The sequence below is a fragment of the Pantoea sp. BR_17 genome, from assembly GCF_041955125.1.
Lineage (GTDB): Bacteria > Pseudomonadota > Gammaproteobacteria > Enterobacterales > Enterobacteriaceae > Pantoea > Pantoea stewartii.
Genome location: NZ_JAVAXT010000019.1, coordinates 12,865 through 32,662, shown reverse-complemented (window position 1 = coordinate 32,662; position 19,798 = coordinate 12,865). Strand labels below are relative to the sequence as shown.

Here is a 19,798-nt window from a genome sequence, read left to right as displayed (position 1 = left end):
CGGGGCTTTTTTACGTCCGTCGTCCGGGGAGGGCGGGGGCTGCCGGGCCTCTGCGGGCTTCAGGGCAGAGCTCTGTTGCTGCCTGCCGGTCTCCTCCCTGGTCCGTTTACCTTGCCTCTGCATGTAAAAGGAAAGAATATGTCGTCAGCGGCCCTTTCCTGTCTATGCCTTTTAGCCCATGCTTTGCATCAATCTCTCCAGTGAATAGCTAAACAGACTGCGATCAAACCGCGCTGTTTAAACGTGCGGTTGGCAAAACGGCCTGGATGAAACGGATGCCCACCTCTACAAAGTTCTGCTGATACTTCACAATTGTTCCGCCTGTGTTTTTAGCTGTTTTAAACCGCTGAGCCTGCAACTCACATTCCATCAGCTTCCCCTGTCGTCATGCCCGCGACGGGATTTCTTTCTACCCGTTCAGCGTTCTGAGTGGCTGATATGCAGCGAAAAACGTCTTCGCACGCAAATTCCCTCTCAATCCGTTCATGATGCGGTAAACTACGGCCAGATTAACCCCGTGAAGGCCTTATCATGTCCAGCTCGTATACCTCCTTAAAAGCCGACAATACGCTCGGTCTTAATGTCAGCACACAAATTCGTATTGTCGCCGAAACACCTGAAGCCATACTTGCGGCATGGCAGATGAGCCAGCGTAACCAGCAACCCTTTTTGATCCTGGGTGAAGGCAGCAATGTACTGTTTCTTGAGGACTTCGCGGGCATTGTGGTGCTCAACCGCATCGCTGGAGTTGAAATACGCGACGAGAATGAGCGCTGGAAGCTGCATGTTGGCGCGGGTGAAAACTGGCATCAACTGGTGAAAATGACGCTGGAAAAAGGCATTTCCGGACTAGAGAACCTGGCACTTATTCCCGGTATGGTCGGCTCTGCACCCATCCAGAATATCGGCGCCTATGGCGTTGAACTGAAAGATGTCTGTGAATATGTAGACGTGCTGAATTTGCAAACCGGCGTCACTGAGCGTTTAAGCCGTGACGATTGCCAGTTTGGCTATCGCGACAGCATTTTTAAACATCAGTACCAGTCGGGCTATACGATTGTTGCCGTCGGGTTTGCATTAACCAAACAGTGGCAACCGGTGCTGACGTATGGCGATTTAAAGACGCTTAATCCGGCGACTGCGAATGCCTGGGATGTGTTTCATGCCGTTTGCCATATGCGACAGAGCAAATTACCTGACCCCAAAATAACAGGCAATGTTGGCAGTTTTTTCAAAAATCCAGTGATTAGTCGGCAGCAGGCCGAAGTATTGCTTAATCACTATCCTGCGATGCCAAATTATCCCCAACCAGAGGGTACGGTAAAACTTGCTGCAGGCTGGTTAATCGATCAGTGTCAGCTTAAAGGCTGTCGGGTTGGCGGCGCGGAAGTTCATCAGCAGCAGGCATTAGTGCTGATTAATGCCGCCGATGCCACGCCAGGCGATATCGTTGCGCTGGCAAAAAAGGTGCGCGCACGCGTAGGTGAGAAATTTGATGTCTGGCTTGAGCCTGAGGTCCGTTTTATCCGGGCACAAGGTGAATGCAATGCGGTTGAGGTGATTGCATGAAAGACCACAGCGTACCGCTAAAGCTTATTGATATCCTGTCAGATGGCGAATTTCATTCTGGTGAGCAATTAGGTGAAACGCTCGGCATGAGCCGCGCAGCAATTAATAAACATATTCAGACGTTAAAAAGCTGGGGCCTTGAAGTGTATACGGTTACCGGGAAAGGCTACAGCTTCCCTGCACCGCTTCAGTTGCTCAATGAAGAGGCGATTCTTGGTCAGCTTTCTCAGCCTGATGTCGCCGTGATACCGGTTATCGATTCGACGAACCAGTATTTACTTGAGCGTATGGATTCACTGCCTTCAGGTGCCGTTTGTGTGGCGGAATATCAGCAAGCGGGACGCGGACGACGCGGGCGGCATTGGTTTTCTCCCTTCGGTGCTAATCTTTATATGTCTATGTACTGGCGTCTGGAGCAAGGGCCTGCTGCAACGATGGGGCTCAGCCTGGTGATTGGTATAGTGATGGCAGAGACGCTTCAGTCATTAGGTGCGGAGGATGTTCGCGTAAAATGGCCGAATGATATTTACCTCCATGACAGAAAATTAGCAGGCATCTTAGTAGAGTTAACCGGTAAAACCGGCGATGCTGCGCAGATCGTAATGGGAGCGGGCATCAATTTAGCGATGCGAAATGCCGACGCGGCGCAAATCAATCAGGGCTGGATTAATCTGCAGGAAGCGGGCGTAACGCTTGATCGTAATGACCTGGCTGCAACGTTAATCAATCGCCTGCGTGAGGCACTACCTGTTTTTGAACAGGAAGGTCTGGCACCTTTTGTCGCACGCTGGGCAGGCTTAGACAACTTTATCAACCGTCCGGTCAGGTTACTGATGGGCGAGCGGGAAGTTCACGGCATTGCACGCGGCATTGATAATCAGGGTGGTTTGCTGCTGGAACAAGAGGGCGAAATTAAATCCTGGATGGGTGGGGAAATATCGCTGCGTCCCCTTTAAAAGTCTGTAAAGCCTGCTTTTAAGGCAGGCTTTATTGTTGTAACTTATTTTCTCAGGCGGACTTTTTCAACCGCATGATTACCACTTTTGGTCATAATCAAGCTGGCTCTTTCACGCGTAGGAAGAATATTTTCTTTCAGGTTCAGCCAGTTGATCTCTTTCCACAGTGATCCCGCGATCTTGATAGCCTCATCTTCAGGTAACTGTGCATAATGATGAAAATAAGAGTCAGGATCGGTGAAAGCGCCCTGGCGAAATTTCAGAAAGCGATTGATATACCAGTGCTGTAAAAGATCTTCTTCCGCATCGACATAGATAGAAAAATCGACAAAATCAGAAACAAATACGTGGTGCGGATCGTGGGGATAATCCATTCCACTTTGAAGAACGTTTAAGCCTTCCAGAATTAAAATATCGGGTTGTTGCACCACTTTATCCCCATCCGGAATAACGTCATAAATGAGATGGGAATAAACGGGCGCCGTCACCTGCTGGGCGCCAGACTTAAGGTCTGACACAAACTTAACTAACCGATGCATATCATAAGATTGAGGAAACCCTTTTTTCTTCATGAGACCGCGCTCTTTTAGTACCGAGTTCGGATGAAGGAAGCCATCAGTTGTAATTAACTCAACCTTACGGTGCTCAGGCCAGCGGCTGAGAAGCGCCTGTAAAACGCGGGCAGTCGTACTTTTCCCCACCGCAACGCTACCAGCAATACTGATAATGTAAGGGATCTTTTGCCCGTCTGTGCCCAGAAATTGTTCCAGAACAGCCTGGCGACGCACATTCGAACTTATATAGAAATTCAGCAAGCGTGAGAGCGGCAGATAGATTTCCGCCACCTCTTCAATAGAAAGGTCTTCGTTTATCCCTTTTAACTGAGCAATTTCATCCTCTGCCAGCGTCATGGGAACGGAGTCGCGTAATGACGCCCATTGTTCACGGGTGAACTGTAAATAAGGCGTGGTGAGTGATGTCGTTTTATCCATAAGTATACATTTGACTGCAGATTCAAACCAATCTGTACATTTTCACCGAAGATTACTCGGGCACGGTAGCGTAATGAATTGCGGGTCACAGAGTTATTAACGAGAACAATGGGCTGGAGGGTACCACCAGTATAGCTTTTAAAAGAAGTAAAAAATAAACGGGGATAAGCTTTCGTCGGCGCCTCCGCAATTTTAACAAATCCTTGATCAAGAGGCTTGATCTCTGTAATTACAGCATGCGATGTGACAGGCAAATCTTTAGCCCGGTGGGTAGCACTGATCAGGGCTCGTAAACGGGCCTCCGCTCATTATCGTATGGTTCACTTAGCCAGCAGCCGGTTAACGAGCGGTCTTTCATGATAGCGCGTGCAACGAATCCGTGGCTGTCTGTTACTTTATGCCGGACGTTAAGCCGCAAATAAGGTGCGTGTCAGGCGCGTCACTGTTTTGGGGCGTGCTTTCATTCCCCAGATCATTTGTCTGAACATCCACACCGCACTTTATTGCCTTCAGAGACCAGTCTGCCCCGGGCAAGGATACCTTCTGTACTCTCTTTCCCGTGACGAATAACCCTTACCACGACCCTTTCTCTGCCCTCGCATGGCGTGTGCATCAAATACCGTTGCTGCCAACATAAGGCCGCCACAGGCTTTGTGGTGTGCTTAAGCTGTCTGAGGGTCGAAGGAGAGAAGAAGCGCTTCAATCCGCCTGACCGGGTTTCTATGCAGGTTGAACCGGGAGGCACAGCGCGTTCTGACAACAGAAGGGACAAACATAATGACTTTCGGCGGCGTTCCAGTTGGTCGCAGCCGTCATCGGTGCGGACAGGGTGGAATCTGCACATCAAGCATCGGGCCGTTCTCATGTGTCATGTGACTTCTCTGTTGTACGTAGGCAGTACCTGTTCATATGCAACCTCGCTCATCTTCACCGCGTCGACATCAATACACATGCACTCGCGCGCCTGTCAGGCCAGTAACCGAACAGAGCAGCGCTGTCGGCCACAGAAAGCATACAAGCAATGCCTGATTCACGCGTATTGAAAGCGGTATTGTGCCAGTGTCCATTCTCACCTCTTTAGGTGCCAGTACGTTTTCTCTGCAACCCTGTCAACTTAACATCACTCATCGCTTACCCTGTGGTGGCGTTTTTGCACAAACAAACCGATTTCCACAAACAAAAACCGGCTGTCGATGGAAAACACCGGGCAATAAATAAGCAATCGAGACGAATTTTGCATGATCAGCAAAAAAAGGGGGCGTGAAAAAAGCCATCCACCAAACAATGAAATCGTGAAGACCCAATCCAGGGACAGAAGATGACGCGAAAATTTGACCAATAATTGGATGTTATTTCTGCAGAATAGGGGTAAATTGCGATGCTTTGCACAAATAGTAAGCGATAGAACAAAAACAGTGATTTTTTTGTTGCATCCTTCAGCCGACCTTCCTAGAATGCGCGTCACTTGATGCCGGCTTAGCTCAGTTGGTAGAGCAACTGACTTGTAATCAGTAGGTCACCAGTTCGATTCCGGTAGCCGGCACCATCAAGTAGGTGGGATTCCCGAGCGGCCAAAGGGAGCAGACTGTAAATCTGCCGTCACAGACTTCGAAGGTTCGAATCCTTCTCCCACCACCATCTCGACCCTCGGGTTGAGAACAGATAAACAACCTGTTTATCTGGCAGGTGAGTCACTTCTTCTCACCCTGAATTCAGATTGGGTGTAAGCTCAGTCAAAGTCAGCCAGCTTCGCTGGCAGGCTAAGAATAATGGGGGACTTCCCCTGTTATTCACAAGCTACAGAAAGAACAGGTAGCCGAGTTCCAGGATGCGGGCATCGTATAATGGCTATTACCTCAGCCTTCCAAGCTGATGATGCGGGTTCGATTCCCGCTGCCCGCTCCAGATGTGCTGATATGGCTCAGTTGGTAGAGCGCACCCTTGGTAAGGGTGAGGTCCCCAGTTCGACTCTGGGTATCAGCACCACTTCCTTTATCTCCCTCCTGATTTTCTCTGTAACTCCTTGCAGTCAGGCAATGCCTGGTTAATGTGACGATATCTTTGATATATCCGTGTCTTAGAGGGACAAGCGATGGCTAAAGAGCAATTTCAACGTAACAAACTGCACGTAAACGTGGGCACCATCGGTCACGTTGACCACGGTAAAACCACCCTGACTGCAGCAATCACCACCGTTCTGGCTAAAACCAACGGCGGCCAGGCGCGTGCGTTCGACCAGATCGACAGCACCCCTGAAGAAAAAGCACGTGGTATCACCATCAACACTGCACACGTTGAGTATGAAACCCCGTCTCGCCACTATGCACACGTTGACTGCCCGGGCCACGCCGACTATGTGAAAAACATGATCACCGGTGCTGCGCAGATGGACGGCGCGATCCTGGTTGTTGCTGCGACTGACGGCCCAATGCCGCAGACCCGTGAACACATCCTGCTGGGTCGTCAGGTAGGCGTTCCTTACATCATCGTGTTCCTGAACAAGTGTGACATGGTTGATGACGAAGAACTGCTGGAGCTGGTTGAGATGGAAGTCCGTGACCTGCTGTCACAGTACGACTTCCCGGGCGACGACACTCCAATCGTTCGCGGTTCAGCACTGAAAGCGCTGGAAGGCAACCCAGAGTGGGAAGAGAAGATCGTTGAGCTGGCTAACCACCTGGACAACTACATCCCGGATCCGGTTCGTGCTATCGACATGCCGTTCCTGCTGCCAATCGAAGACGTATTCTCAATCTCTGGCCGTGGTACTGTAGTAACCGGTCGTGTTGAGCGCGGTGTTGTTAAAGTCGGCGACGAAGTTGAAATCGTGGGTATCAAAGATACGGCGAAATCAACCTGTACCGGTGTTGAAATGTTCCGCAAACTGCTGGACCAGGGTCAGGCAGGCGAAAACTGTGGTGTTCTGCTGCGCGGTATCAAGCGTGAAGACATCCAGCGTGGTCAGGTTCTGGCGAAGCCAGGCACCATCAAGCCACACACAAAGTTCGAGTCAGAAGTTTACGTTCTGTCTAAAGACGAAGGTGGCCGCCATACTCCGTTCTTCAAGGGCTACCGTCCACAGTTCTACTTCCGTACCACTGACGTGACCGGTTCAGTAGAGCTGCCAGAAGGCGTTGAAATGGTTATGCCAGGCGACAACATTAAAATGGTTGTTACCCTGATCCACCCAATCGCAATGGACGAAGGTCTGCGCTTCGCAATCCGCGAAGGTGGCCGTACCGTTGGCGCGGGCGTTGTTGCCAAAGTTATCGCTTAATTACCGATAATATTTGACGCAATGCACATGGAAAGGGCATCATTTGATGCCCTTTTTGTACGCTGTTTTATAGAACCTGACTCATCAGTGATTTTGCACCATAATCATTGCTGAGACAGGCTCTGTTATGCGGCGCTGGATACCGAGTTACGCCCCAAAAGCTCATTCGGTTTGGATGCCTCGCGATGCGGGGCAGAATAGTTTCTGAATTATTGTGGCAGGTTGGTTTATGAGTGCGAATACCGAAGCTCAAGGGAGCGGGCGCGGCCTCGAAGCGCTGAAATGGGTAGTGGTAGTCTTATTACTGCTTGCGGCGATCGTAGGTAACTACCTCTATCGTGATGTGACGTTACCTCTGCGTGCGTTGGCTGTTGTTATTTTGATTGCAGCAGCAGGCGGCATTGCGCTTTTAACGACCAAAGGCAAAGCGACCGTAGCCTTTGCACGTGAAGCAAGAACCGAAATGCGCAAGGTTATCTGGCCAACCCGCCAGGAGACACTGCATACCACGTTAATCGTTGCCGCGGTCACTGCCGTGATGTCACTGATTTTGTGGGGGCTGGATGGCATTCTGGTCCGTCTGGTATCGTTTATCACTGGCCTGAGGTTCTGAGATGTCTGAAGCTCCAAAAAAACGCTGGTACGTCGTGCAGGCGTTTTCCGGTTTTGAAGGCCGCGTAGCACAGTCGCTGCGTGAGCACATCAAATTGCACAACATGGAAGAGCTGTTTGGCGACGTCATGGTGCCGACTGAAGAAGTGGTCGAGATCCGTGGTGGTCAACGCCGTAAAAGCGAACGTAAATTCTTCCCAGGCTACGTTCTGGTTCAGATGGTAATGAATGATGCCAGCTGGCACCTCGTTCGCAGCGTGCCACGCGTAATGGGTTTCATCGGTGGTACTTCTGACCGCCCTGCGCCAATCAGCGATAAAGAAGTTGATGCGATCATGAACCGCCTGCAGCAGGTAGGTGACAAGCCACGTCCGAAAACGCTGTTCGAACCGGGCGAAATGGTACGCGTCAACGATGGTCCGTTTGCCGACTTTAACGGCGTGGTCGAAGATGTCGATTATGAGAAGAGTCGTCTGACTGTTTCGGTCTCCATCTTTGGACGTGCAACACCTGTCGAACTCGACTTCGGTCAGGTGGAGAAAGGCTAACCTTTCTTTCACTATTTGGCTGTTGCAGCAGGCGCGAAATTAAACTATAATTTCGCGCCTTTTGTTTTTATGCGCTGGCAACAGCGTGTAAATCGTTACCACGGGGAGCCTTTTAAAGGCGCTATAACCCAATTGAGGAATTATCATGGCTAAGAAAGTACAAGCCTACGTCAAGCTGCAGGTTGCAGCTGGTATGGCGAACCCAAGTCCACCAGTTGGTCCAGCTCTGGGTCAGCAGGGTGTTAACATCATGGAATTCTGTAAAGCGTTTAACGCCAAAACAGAATCACTGGAAAAAGGCCTGCCTACTCCAGTTGTTATCACCGTATACAGCGACCGTTCTTTCACCTTCATTACCAAAACGCCTCCGGCTGCCGTTCTGCTGAAAAAAGCAGCGGGCATCAAGTCTGGTTCTGGTAAGCCGAACAAAGATAAAGTCGGTAAAGTGACTCGTGCTCAGGTACGTGAAATCGCAGAAACTAAAGCTGCGGACATGACTGGTTCTGACGTTGAAGCGATGACTCGCTCAATCGAAGGTACTGCTCGTTCCATGGGCCTGGTAGTAGAGGACTAAGAAATGGCAAAGCTGACCAAGCGCATGAGCGTTATTCGCGACAAAGTTGACGCGACTAAGCAGTACGATATTGCTGAAGCAATCGCATTACTGAAAGAGCTGGCTACCGCTAAGTTCGTAGAAAGCGTAGACGTTGCTGTTAACCTCGGCATCGACGCTCGTAAATCTGACCAGAACGTGCGCGGCGCGACCGTTCTGCCACACGGTACAGGTCGTTCTGTACGTGTAGCCGTCTTCACCCAGGGCGCAAACGCTGAAGCTGCTAAAGCAGCTGGCGCTGAGCTGGTAGGTATGGAAGATCTGGCTGAGCAGATCAAGAAAGGCGAAATGAACTTTGACGTTGTTATTGCATCTCCAGATGCAATGCGCGTTGTTGGCCAGTTAGGTCAGGTTCTGGGTCCACGTGGCCTGATGCCAAACCCGAAAGTCGGTACTGTAACCCCGAACGTTGCTGAAGCGGTTAAGAACGCTAAAGCAGGTCAGGTTCGTTATCGTAACGACAAAAACGGCATCATCCACACTACCATCGGTAAAGTGGACTTCGATGCTGACAAACTGAAAGAAAACCTGGAATCTCTGCTGGTTGCGCTGAAAAAAGCAAAACCTGCTCAGGCGAAAGGCGTGTATATCAAGAAAGTCAGCATCTCTACCACCATGGGCGCCGGCGTTGCCGTTGACCAGGCTGGTCTGAGCGCAGCGGCAAACTAATTGCTGCTTGAAACGGGCGAAAAATTCACCTAGAATCTTACGCCCGTTGTTCTGCATTCATGCAGATGTCATCGTGAGTAAGTCAGATTGTGCGAACGCAGCGACTGAGTCAGTCGCCTGAAACACAGTAAAGTGTTCAGCAGGCCTTATAAAGGCTGTCAGTGCAAGGCAATCTGAGCCACGATGTACAGCCGAATTTTAGGTTGGAGCCAGGCCTTATCCTGGCCTCCGTCCAAGACCGCAGGAGCTGCACATTTTCGGATGTAATGCTTAATACCCTGCGTAGACGGTGACAGAACCAAAAGAATTTTTCTTTACTGGATTCTGCTCACCGTGTAATAGCGCTTATTTTCCTTCGGGCGAATAAGTGAAGTGAGTTCCGGGGAAATCCATCCCCGGTCAAATCCAGGAGCTAAAGCTAATGGCATTAAATCTTCAAGACAAACAAGCGATTGTTGCTGAAGTCAGCGAAGTAGCCAAAGGTGCGCTTTCAGCGGTTGTTGCGGATTCTCGTGGCGTTACCGTTGATAAAATGACCGAACTGCGTAAAGCAGGTCGTGAAGCTGGCGTTTACATGCGTGTTGTTCGTAACACCCTGCTGCGCCGCGTCGTTGAAGGTACTCAGTTCGAGTGCCTGAAAGACACGTTTGTTGGTCCGACCCTGATTGCATATTCTATGGAACACCCGGGCGCTGCTGCTCGTCTGTTCAAAGATTTCGCGAAAGCGAATGCAAAATTTGAGGTCAAAGCTGCAGCCTTTGAAGGTGAGCTGATCACGGCGGCCAATATTGACCGTCTGGCAACGCTGCCGACCTACGAAGAAGCACTGGCACGTCTGATGTCGACCATGAAAGAAGCCGCTGCCGGCAAACTGGTTCGCACTCTGGCTGCTGTTCGCGATGCAAAAGAAGCGGCTTAAGGCCTCTCTTTTCTTCGTACTTGCTAACGTATAAACTTTTTCTGATTCTTAGGAACAATTGTTATGTCTATCACTAAAGACCAAATTCTGGAAGCCGTTGCCGCTATGTCCGTAATGGAAGTAGTTGAGCTGGTTTCTGCTATGGAAGAAAAATTCGGCGTTTCTGCTGCTGCTGCTGTAGCTGTTGCTGCTGGCCCAGCTGAAGCTGTTGAAGAGAAAACTGAATTCGACGTTATCCTGAAAGCTGTTGGCGCGAACAAAGTTGCAGTAATCAAAGCCGTTCGTACCGCAACTGGTCTGGGCCTGAAAGAAGCCAAAGATCTGGTTGAAGCAACTGGCGTGATCAAAGAAGGCATCAGCAAAGATGACGCAGCTGCACTTGAAGCTGCTCTGAAAGAAGCTGGCGCTGAAGTTGAAGTTAAGTAAGACAACCCTCGGGTTGCAGTCTGAGTAATATCAGACTGATGGCTGGTGACTTTTTGGTCACCAGCCTTTTTGCGCTCCAGGGCCTCAATGGGGTTTCGCACTGTTTGTCCATTGTTGCTCTTCAATATCTTTCTCTATCGACGACTTAATATACTGCTTTCCTGTGCGGGTTCCCTGCCCACGCTGAAGCAATGAAATGATTTAAGCGTGATAGAAAGAGGTATTGCACACACTGCCGGGCAGTGCGTGAATCAAACAAAATCGTGTTGCATGAACTGTCCTGTCAGGACGGACAGCGTGGGTCGACTTGTCAGCTAGCTGAGGAACCCTATGGTTTACTCCTATACCGAGAAAAAACGTATTCGTAAGGATTTTGGTAAACGTCCACAAGTTTTGGACATACCTTATCTCCTTTCTATCCAGCTTGATTCGTTTCAGAAGTTTATTGAGCAAGATCCAGAAGGTCAGTACGGACTGGAAGCTGCCTTCCGCTCTGTATTCCCTATCGCGAGCTACAGCGGCAACTCTGAGTTGCAGTATGTCAGCTATCGCTTAGGTGAACCTGTCTTTGACGTGAAAGAATGTCAGATCCGTGGCGTGACCTACTCGGCACCGCTGCGCGTCAAACTGCGTCTGGTGATCTATGAGCGCGAAGCGCCAGAAGGCACAGTAAAAGACATTAAAGAACAAGAAGTCTACATGGGTGAAATTCCACTCATGACAGACAACGGTACCTTTGTTATCAACGGTACTGAGCGTGTTATCGTTTCTCAGCTGCATCGTAGTCCTGGCGTATTCTTTGACAGCGATAAGGGTAAAACCCACTCATCGGGTAAAGTGCTGTATAACGCACGTATCATTCCTTACCGTGGTTCATGGCTGGACTTCGAGTTTGACCCGAAAGACAACCTTTTCGTCCGTATTGACCGTCGTCGTAAGCTGCCGGCCAGTATCATCCTGCGCGCACTGCATTACACCACTGCTGAAATCCTCGATATCTTCTTCGAGAAAGTGGTGTATGAAATCCGTGACAACAAGCTGCAGATGGAACTGGTGCCAGAGCGCCTGCGTGGTGAAACCGCGACCTTCGATATCGAATCGAACGGCACGGTCTACGTTGAGAAAGGGCGTCGCATCACTGCGCGTCACATTCGTCAGCTCGAAAAAGACGGTATCCAGCACATTGAAGTGCCTGTTGAATATATTGCAGGCAAAGTGGTCTCTAAAGATTATATCGATGAGAACACCGGTGAACTGATTATCGCAGCGAACATGGAGCTGTCGCTGGATCTACTGGCCAAGCTGAGCCAGGCGGGTCACAAGCGTATCGAAACGCTGTTCACCAACGATCTGGATCACGGCCCTTATATCTCCGAGACCCTGCGTGTCGACCCAACCAACGATCGCCTGAGCGCGCTGGTTGAGATTTACCGCATGATGCGTCCTGGTGAGCCACCTACGCGTGAAGCAGCAGAGAACCTGTTCGAGAACCTGTTCTTCTCTGAAGATCGTTACGATCTTTCTGCTGTCGGCCGCATGAAGTTCAACCGTTCATTGCTGCGTGATGAAATCGAAGGTTCAGGTATCCTGAGCAAAGAAGACATCATCGAAGTGATGAAAAAGCTGATCGACATCCGTAACGGTAAAGGCGAAGTGGACGATATCGACCACCTCGGTAACCGTCGTATTCGTTCAGTGGGTGAAATGGCGGAAAACCAGTTCCGCGTCGGCCTTGTCCGTGTTGAGCGTGCAGTGAAAGAGCGTCTTTCTCTGGGCGACCTCGACACATTGATGCCTCAGGACATGATCAACGCCAAGCCTATTTCGGCGGCGGTGAAAGAGTTCTTTGGTTCAAGCCAGCTGTCCCAGTTTATGGATCAGAACAACCCGTTGTCAGAGATTACGCACAAGCGTCGTATCTCTGCTCTCGGCCCGGGTGGTTTAACCCGTGAGCGTGCCGGCTTCGAAGTGCGTGACGTACACCCAACGCACTACGGTCGTGTCTGCCCAATCGAAACCCCTGAAGGTCCGAACATCGGTCTGATCAACTCCTTGTCTGTATATGCGCAGACGAACGAGTACGGTTTCCTGGAAACCCCTTATCGTCGCGTGATCGACGGTGTGGTTTCTGATGAAATTCATTACCTGTCTGCCATCGAAGAAGGTAACTATGTCATCGCTCAAGCGAACACCAATCTGTCAGAAGAAGGTGCGTTCGTTGATGACCTGGTGACCTGCCGTAGCAAAGGTGAATCGAGCCTGTTCAGCCGCGATCAGGTTGACTACATGGACGTTTCGACCCAACAGGTCGTTTCCGTCGGTGCGTCACTGATCCCGTTCCTGGAACACGATGATGCTAACCGCGCCCTGATGGGTGCGAACATGCAACGTCAGGCCGTTCCTACACTGCGTGCCGATAAGCCGCTGGTAGGGACCGGTATGGAGCGCGCGGTTGCCGTTGACTCCGGTGTTACCGCTGTGGCGAAACGTGGCGGTACCGTTCAGTACGTTGATGCATCACGTATCGTTATCAAAGTTAACGAAGACGAAATGTATCCGGGCGAAGCGGGCATCGACATCTACAACCTGACCAAATACACCCGTTCTAACCAGAACACCTGTATCAACCAGATGCCATGTGTATCTCTGGGCGAGCCAGTTGAGCGTGGTGATGTGCTGGCTGATGGTCCGTCTACCGATCTCGGTGAACTGGCGCTGGGTCAGAACATGCGCGTCGCGTTCATGCCGTGGAACGGTTACAACTTCGAAGACTCCATCTTAGTCTCCGAGCGCGTGGTGCAGGAAGATCGCTTCACGACCATCCACATTCAGGAACTGGCCTGTGTGTCTCGCGACACCAAGCTGGGGCCAGAAGAGATTACCGCTGACATCCCGAACGTGGGTGAGGCTGCACTCTCTAAACTGGATGAATCCGGTATCGTTTACATCGGTGCGGAAGTGACCGGTGGCGACATTCTGGTTGGTAAAGTGACGCCAAAAGGCGAAACCCAGCTGACACCAGAAGAGAAACTGCTGCGTGCGATCTTCGGTGAGAAAGCGTCTGACGTGAAAGACTCTTCTCTGCGCGTGCCTAACGGTGTTTCGGGTACGGTTATCGACGTTCAGGTCTTCACCCGCGATGGCGTGGAAAAAGACAAACGTGCGCTGGAAATCGAAGAGATGCAGCTGAAGCAGGCGAAGAAAGACCTGTCTGAAGAGCTGCAGATTCTGGAAGCGGGCCTGTTCAGCCGTATCCAGTCTGTCCTGATTTCTGGTGGCGTTGAAGCAGACAAACTGGACAAGCTGCCGCGTGAGCGTTGGCTGGAACTGGGTCTGACTGACGAAGCCAAGCAAAACCAGCTGGAACAGCTGGCAGAGCAGTACGACGAACTGAAGCACGAGTTTGAGAAAAAACTCGAAGGCAAGCGTCGTAAAATCACACAAGGCGATGATCTGGCACCAGGCGTGCTGAAAATCGTTAAGGTTTATCTGGCCGTTAAACGTCAGATTCAGCCTGGTGATAAGATGGCAGGTCGTCACGGTAACAAAGGTGTTATCTCGAAGATCAACCCAATCGAAGACATGCCTTACGATGAGAACGGTACGCCGGTCGATATCGTACTGAACCCGCTGGGCGTACCTTCACGTATGAACATCGGTCAGATCCTTGAGACGCACTTAGGGATGGCAGCGAAAGGTATCGGCGAGAAAATCAACGCGATGCTGAAGAAGCAGGAAGAAGTCGCCAAACTGCGCGAATTCATCCAGCGTGCTTACGATCTGGGCACAGATGTGCGTCAGAAAGTTGACCTGAATACCTTTAGTGATGACGAAGTTCTGCGTCTGGCTGAAAACCTGAAAAAAGGTATGCCGATCGCCACGCCGGTGTTTGATGGTGCGAAAGAGAGCGAAATCAAAGAGCTGTTAGAGCTCGGCGGTCTGCCTTCTTCCGGTCAGATTACCCTGTTTGATGGTCGCACTGGTGAGCAGTTCGAACGTCAGGTAACCGTTGGTTATATGTACATGCTGAAACTCAACCACCTGGTTGATGACAAGATGCACGCACGTTCTACCGGTTCCTACAGCCTCGTTACTCAGCAGCCGCTGGGTGGTAAGGCACAGTTCGGTGGTCAGCGCTTCGGTGAGATGGAAGTATGGGCACTGGAAGCATACGGTGCGGCATATACCCTCCAGGAAATGCTTACCGTTAAGTCTGATGACGTTAACGGCCGTACCAAGATGTATAAGAACATCGTGGATGGCAACCATCAGATGGAACCTGGCATGCCAGAATCGTTCAACGTACTGTTGAAAGAGATTCGCTCGCTGGGTATCAACATCGAGCTGGAAGACGAGTAACCCTCAGTAGCAGGCTTCGGCCTGTAAGCGCAGGGTTAACGCGCTCGCATTTGTACTGGTTATGGGGCGTTCAATTTCGGTTGGACGCCCCTGAGTCTCACTCCGACGGGAGCTAATCCGTGAAAGACTTACTTAAGTTTCTGAAAGCGCAAACTAAGACCGAAGAGTTTGATGCGATCAAAATTGCGCTGGCTTCGCCAGACATGATCCGTTCATGGTCTTTTGGTGAAGTTAAAAAGCCGGAAACCATTAACTACCGTACCTTCAAGCCAGAGCGTGACGGTCTTTTCTGTGCCCGTATTTTTGGACCGGTAAAAGATTACGAATGCCTGTGCGGTAAGTACAAGCGTTTAAAACATCGTGGCGTAATCTGCGAGAAGTGTGGCGTAGAAGTTACACAGACCAAAGTACGTCGTGAGCGCATGGGCCACATTGAACTGGCATCACCGACTGCGCACATTTGGTTCCTGAAATCACTGCCATCGCGTATCGGCTTGCTGCTGGATATGCCGCTGCGTGATATCGAGCGCGTGCTGTACTTCGAATCTTATGTTGTGATCGAAGGCGGCATGACTAACCTGGAAAAACGTCAGATTCTGACGGAAGAGCAGTACCTTGACGCGCTGGAAGAGTTCGGTGACGAATTCGACGCGAAGATGGGTGCAGAAGCTATCCAGGCGCTGCTGAAAAATATGGATCTGGAGCAAGAGTGCGAGCAGCTGCGTGAAGAGCTGAACGAAACCAACTCCGAGACCAAGCGTAAAAAACTGACCAAGCGTATCAAGCTGCTGGAAGCGTTCGTTCAGTCTGGTAATAAGCCAGAGTGGATGATCCTGACCGTTCTGCCGGTTCTGCCGCCTGATCTGCGTCCGCTGGTACCGCTGGATGGTGGTCGTTTCGCTACGTCGGATCTGAACGATCTGTATCGTCGCGTGATCAACCGTAACAACCGTCTGAAACGCCTGCTGGATCTGGCTGCGCCAGATATCATCGTACGTAACGAAAAACGTATGCTGCAGGAAGCGGTTGATGCCCTGCTGGATAACGGTCGTCGCGGTCGTGCGATCACCGGTTCTAACAAGCGTCCTCTGAAATCTTTGGCCGATATGATCAAAGGTAAGCAGGGTCGTTTCCGTCAGAACCTGCTCGGTAAGCGTGTCGACTACTCCGGTCGTTCTGTTATTACCGTTGGTCCATACCTGCGTCTGCATCAGTGCGGTCTGCCGAAGAAAATGGCACTGGAGCTGTTCAAACCGTTCATCTACGGCAAGCTGGAACTGCGTGGCCTGGCCACCACCATCAAAGCCGCGAAGAAGATGGTTGAGCGTGAAGAAGCTGTCGTTTGGGATATCCTGGACGAAGTCATCCGCGAACACCCGGTCCTGCTGAACCGTGCACCAACGCTGCACCGTTTAGGTATCCAGGCCTTTGAACCGGTTCTGATCGAAGGTAAAGCCATCCAGCTTCACCCGCTGGTTTGTGCGGCCTATAACGCCGACTTCGATGGTGACCAGATGGCTGTTCACGTACCGCTGACGCTGGAAGCCCAGCTGGAAGCGCGTGCGCTGATGATGTCGACCAACAACATTCTGTCACCGGCGAACGGCGAGCCAATCATCGTTCCTTCACAGGACGTTGTACTGGGTCTGTACTACATGACCCGCGACAAAGTGAATGCCAAAGGTGAAGGCATGGTGCTGACCGGCCCGAAAGAAGCTGAGCGTGTTTATCGCGCTGGCCTGGCCGAGCTGCATGCGCGCGTTAAAGTGCGTATCACTGAGTACAGCAAAAACGAGCAGGATGAGTTCGTTGCGAAAACCAGCTTGATCGACACCACCATTGGTCGTTCGATTCTGTGGATGATCGTACCGAAAGGTCTGCCTTTCTCCATCGTCAACCAGGCGCTGGGTAAAAAGGCTATCTCTAAAATGCTGAACACCTGTTATCGCATTTTGGGCCTGAAGCCGACCGTTATCTTTGCTGACCAGACCATGTACACCGGTTTCGCCTACGCCGCCCGTTCAGGTGCGTCTGTTGGTATCGACGACATGGTTATCCCAGCCAAGAAAGTGGAAATCATCTCTGAAGCCGAAGCCGAAGTGGCCGAAATTCAGGAACAGTTCCAGTCTGGTCTGGTTACCGCCGGCGAACGTTACAACAAAGTCATCGATATCTGGGCTGCCGCGAACGAGCGCGTAGCGAAGGCGATGATGGAAAACCTCTCAACCGAGACCGTGATTAACCGTGACGGCGAAGAAGAGAAACAGGTTTCCTTTAACAGCATCTTTATGATGGCCGACTCCGGTGCGCGTGGTTCTGCTGCACAGATTCGTCAGCTGGCCGGTATGCGTGGTCTGATGGCTAAGCCAGATGGCTCCATCATTGAAACGCCTATCACCGCGAACTTCCGTGAAGGTCTGAACGTACTTCAGTACTTCATCTCGACGCACGGTGCACGTAAAGGTCTTGCAGATACCGCACTGAAAACCGCGAACTCCGGTTATCTGACGCGTCGTCTGGTTGACGTTGCGCAGGATCTGGTTGTCACCGAAGACGACTGTGGTACACACGAAGGCATCATGATGACGCCAGTCATCGAAGGTGGCGACGTGAAAGAGCCACTGCGTGAGCGCGTTCTGGGCCGTGTAACGGCAGAAGACGTTCTGAAGCCTGGCACGGCTGATATTCTGGTTCCACGTAACACACTGCTCGATGAGCACTGGTGTGACGTGCTGGAACTGAACTCAGTCGACAGCGTGAAGGTGCGTTCGGTTGTAGGTTGTGAAACCGACTTTGGTGTGTGTGCGCATTGCTATGGTCGCGACCTGGCACGTGGTCACATCATCAACAAAGGCGAAGCAATCGGTGTTATCGCGGCACAGTCAATCGGTGAGCCGGGTACACAGCTGACGATGCGTACGTTCCACATCGGTGGTGCGGCATCTCGTGCGGCAGCTGAATCCAGCATTCAGGTGAAGAACAAAGGTACCATCAAGCTGACCAATGCTAAGTCGGTAACGAACTCAGCAGGCAAGCTGGTGATCACCTCGCGTAACGTTGAACTGAAAATGATCGACGAATTTGGCCGTACGAAAGAGAGCTATAAAGTTCCTTACGGTGCGACCATGGCGAAAGGTGATGGTGAGCAGGTTGCTGCGGGTGAAACCGTTGCAAACTGGGATCCGCATACCATGCCAGTTATCACAGAAGTGGGCGGTTTCATTCGCTTCACCGACATGATCGACGGTCAGACCATTACGCGTCAGACTGATGACTTAACAGGTCTGTCATCGCTGGTGGTTCTGGACTCTGCAGAACGTACCTCAGGTGGTAAAGATCTGCGTCCGGCACTGAAAATCGTTGATGCCAACGGCAATGATGTTCTGATCCCAGGTACCGATATGCCTGCTCAGTACTTCCTGCCAGGTAAAGCGATTGTACAGCTGGAAGATGGCGTGAAGATCAGCTCGGGTGATACCCTGGCGCGTGTTCCGCAGGAATCTGGCGGTACCAAGGATATTACCGGTGGTCTGCCACGCGTTGCTGACCTGTTCGAAGCGCGTCGTCCGAAAGAGCCAGCAATCCTGGCGGAGATCAGCGGCATCATCTCCTTCGGTAAAGAAACCAAAGGTAAGCGTCGTCTGGTGATTACACCGCTGGATGGTAGCGATCCGTACGAAGAGATGATTCCGAAATGGCGTCAGCTGAACGTGTTCGAAGGTGAACGTGTTGAGCGCGGTGACGTGGTTTCCGATGGTCCAGAGTCACCACATGACATCCTGCGTTTACGTGGCGTGCATGCGGTTACCCGTTACATCACTAACGAAGTGCAGGAAGTTTACCGTCTGCAAGGCGTTAAGATTAACGATAAGCACATCGAAGTCATCGTTCGTCAGATGCTGCGTAAAGCTACTATCATGAGCGCGGGCAGCACCGAGTTCCTGGAAGGTGAGCAGGCTGAATTCTCTCGCATCAAGATCTCTAACCGTGAACTTGAAGCGAACGGAAAAGTTGGCGCAACCTTCGTACGTGACCTGCTGGGTATCACTAAAGCGTCACTGGCAACCGAATCGTTCATCTCTGCAGCATCGTTCCAGGAAACTACACGTGTCCTGACCGAAGCGGCAGTAGCAGGCAAGCGCGACGAACTGCGCGGTCTGAAAGAGAACGTGATCGTGGGTCGTTTGATCCCGGCCGGTACCGGTTACGCTTATCACCAGGATCGTATGCGTCGTCGTGCGGCAGGCGAAGTGCCAGCTGCACCGCAGGTGACTGCTGACGAAGCATCCGCAAGCCTGGCGGAGTTACTGAACGCGGGTCTTGGCGGTAACAACGACGAGTAATCGTCAAACGCCTGATAAAAAACCCTGCTCCGGCAGGGTTTTTTTTGCCTGCGAGATCAGGCTGTCTTATACAGGCGGCACCGGCATTCATAACGCGTGCTGTCGTGAAGAGTGTTTTCCGAAGTCCGTCCTGTTAACGAAATCGACTCACGCCTGTTTGCAGGCGAGCCGTAATTAAAAGCGTTTGTTGATATCGCTTCTCTTTAACCCGATATCTTTCAGCGCACTGTCGCTCAGTCTGCATAAAATCATGCGGGTTTCGCGCCGACACTGCCAGCGACGAAAATGATGCCAGATAAAGCGAAACAGGCTGAGTGAAACTGCAAAGGGTTTAGCGCTACGATTTTCCTCATATCCCATGATCCTGCCCTCAGTAAGTAACCTGAGAAATATTTTCATGCAGATACAATTTCCAATACAGATGCACCCGAAGCAATTATTTAACATACAGATTGCCGTCAGCGTGGACTGAATGGTAGAAATACAGGCTGTCTGTACTGTTTTGTCGGGTCATC

The 19,798-nt window shown here is 51.2% G+C and carries 14 protein-coding genes and 4 tRNA genes; 15 read left to right on the top strand and 3 right to left on the bottom strand.

All coding sequences use genetic code 11. The features are described from left to right. Nucleotides 1–223: 223 nt before the first annotated feature. A complete protein-coding gene (locus RAC60_RS21705) occupies nucleotides 224–370 on the bottom strand; it encodes a hypothetical protein (protein ID WP_375094323.1) in 147 nt (48 codons plus the stop codon). 161 nt (nucleotides 371–531) lie between these two features. Between RAC60_RS21705 and murB the strand changes: the two genes are divergently transcribed. Both murB and birA read left to right on the top strand, forming a co-directional pair. Further along, a complete protein-coding gene (murB, locus tag RAC60_RS21700) occupies nucleotides 532–1,569 on the top strand; it encodes a UDP-N-acetylmuramate dehydrogenase (protein WP_162287088.1) in 1,038 nt (345 codons plus the stop codon). Further along, on the top strand, nucleotides 1,566–2,525 hold the full coding sequence (gene birA, locus RAC60_RS21695) for a bifunctional biotin--[acetyl-CoA-carboxylase] ligase/biotin operon repressor BirA (protein ID WP_375094321.1): 960 nt from the start codon (nucleotides 1,566–1,568) through the stop codon (nucleotides 2,523–2,525). Before murB ends, birA begins: the two co-directional genes overlap by 4 nt. Nucleotides 2,526–2,569: 44 nt before the next feature. On the opposite strand, the gene coaA is transcribed toward birA, so the two are convergent. Continuing rightward, a complete protein-coding gene (coaA, locus tag RAC60_RS21690) occupies nucleotides 2,570–3,517 on the bottom strand; it encodes a type I pantothenate kinase (protein WP_006121491.1) in 948 nt (315 codons plus the stop codon). Between the two features lie 1,470 nt (nucleotides 3,518–4,987). Here coaA and RAC60_RS21685 point away from each other — a divergent pair. The 13 genes from RAC60_RS21685 (at nucleotide 4,988) to rpoC (ending at nucleotide 19,283) form a co-directional block, all read left to right on the top strand. Continuing rightward, a tRNA-Thr gene (locus RAC60_RS21685) sits at nucleotides 4,988–5,063 on the top strand. 7 nt (nucleotides 5,064–5,070) lie between these two features. Continuing rightward, nucleotides 5,071–5,155 (top strand) — tRNA-Tyr (locus tag RAC60_RS21680). 192 nt (nucleotides 5,156–5,347) lie between these two features. Further along, nucleotides 5,348–5,422, top strand: a tRNA-Gly gene (locus RAC60_RS21675). Between the two features lie 5 nt (nucleotides 5,423–5,427). Continuing rightward, nucleotides 5,428–5,503 (top strand) — tRNA-Thr (locus RAC60_RS21670). A 106-nt stretch (nucleotides 5,504–5,609) separates the two neighbouring features. After that, nucleotides 5,610–6,794: an elongation factor Tu gene (gene tuf / locus RAC60_RS21665; RefSeq protein ID WP_006120578.1), complete on the top strand. Its 1,185-nt coding sequence runs from the start codon at nucleotides 5,610–5,612 to the stop codon at nucleotides 6,792–6,794. Nucleotides 6,795–7,023: 229 nt separating this feature from the next. Then, nucleotides 7,024–7,407 (top strand): preprotein translocase subunit SecE, encoded by a 384-nt coding sequence (secE, locus tag RAC60_RS21660; RefSeq protein ID WP_006121494.1) that lies wholly within the window; start codon nucleotides 7,024–7,026, stop codon nucleotides 7,405–7,407. Nucleotide 7,408: 1 nt separating this feature from the next. After that, nucleotides 7,409–7,954, top strand: coding sequence for a transcription termination/antitermination protein NusG (gene nusG, locus RAC60_RS21655; RefSeq protein ID WP_003848088.1), 546 nt, complete (start codon nucleotides 7,409–7,411; stop codon nucleotides 7,952–7,954). A 145-nt stretch (nucleotides 7,955–8,099) separates the two neighbouring features. Further along, entirely contained in the window at nucleotides 8,100–8,528 is a 429-nt protein-coding gene (gene rplK, locus RAC60_RS21650; protein ID WP_006121495.1) for a 50S ribosomal protein L11, read from the top strand. A gap of 3 nt (nucleotides 8,529–8,531) precedes the next feature. Next, nucleotides 8,532–9,236 carry a 50S ribosomal protein L1 gene (gene rplA / locus RAC60_RS21645; protein WP_006121496.1) on the top strand — a complete coding sequence of 235 codons (705 nt, stop codon included), beginning with the start codon at nucleotides 8,532–8,534 and terminating at the stop codon, nucleotides 9,234–9,236. 421 nt (nucleotides 9,237–9,657) lie between these two features. Continuing rightward, the gene (gene rplJ / locus RAC60_RS21640) at nucleotides 9,658–10,155 is read left to right on the top strand and encodes a 50S ribosomal protein L10 (protein WP_003848098.1); all 498 of its coding nucleotides are present in this window, start codon (nucleotides 9,658–9,660) and stop codon (nucleotides 10,153–10,155) included. Between the two features lie 63 nt (nucleotides 10,156–10,218). Further along, entirely contained in the window at nucleotides 10,219–10,581 is a 363-nt protein-coding gene (gene rplL, locus RAC60_RS21635) for a 50S ribosomal protein L7/L12 (RefSeq protein WP_006121499.1), read from the top strand. A 330-nt stretch (nucleotides 10,582–10,911) separates the two neighbouring features. Beyond that, nucleotides 10,912–14,940 carry a DNA-directed RNA polymerase subunit beta gene (rpoB, locus tag RAC60_RS21630; protein ID WP_033737970.1) on the top strand — a complete coding sequence of 1,343 codons (4,029 nt, stop codon included), beginning with the start codon at nucleotides 10,912–10,914 and terminating at the stop codon, nucleotides 14,938–14,940. A 119-nt stretch (nucleotides 14,941–15,059) separates the two neighbouring features. Then, on the top strand, nucleotides 15,060–19,283 hold the full coding sequence (gene rpoC / locus RAC60_RS21625; RefSeq protein WP_033737967.1) for a DNA-directed RNA polymerase subunit beta': 4,224 nt from the start codon (nucleotides 15,060–15,062) through the stop codon (nucleotides 19,281–19,283). Nucleotides 19,284–19,457: 174 nt separating this feature from the next. On the opposite strand, the gene RAC60_RS21620 is transcribed toward rpoC, so the two are convergent. Continuing rightward, on the bottom strand, nucleotides 19,458–19,643 hold the full coding sequence (locus tag RAC60_RS21620) for a DUF1127 domain-containing protein (protein ID WP_033737966.1): 186 nt from the start codon (nucleotides 19,641–19,643) through the stop codon (nucleotides 19,458–19,460). Nucleotides 19,644–19,798 lie beyond the last annotated feature (155 nt).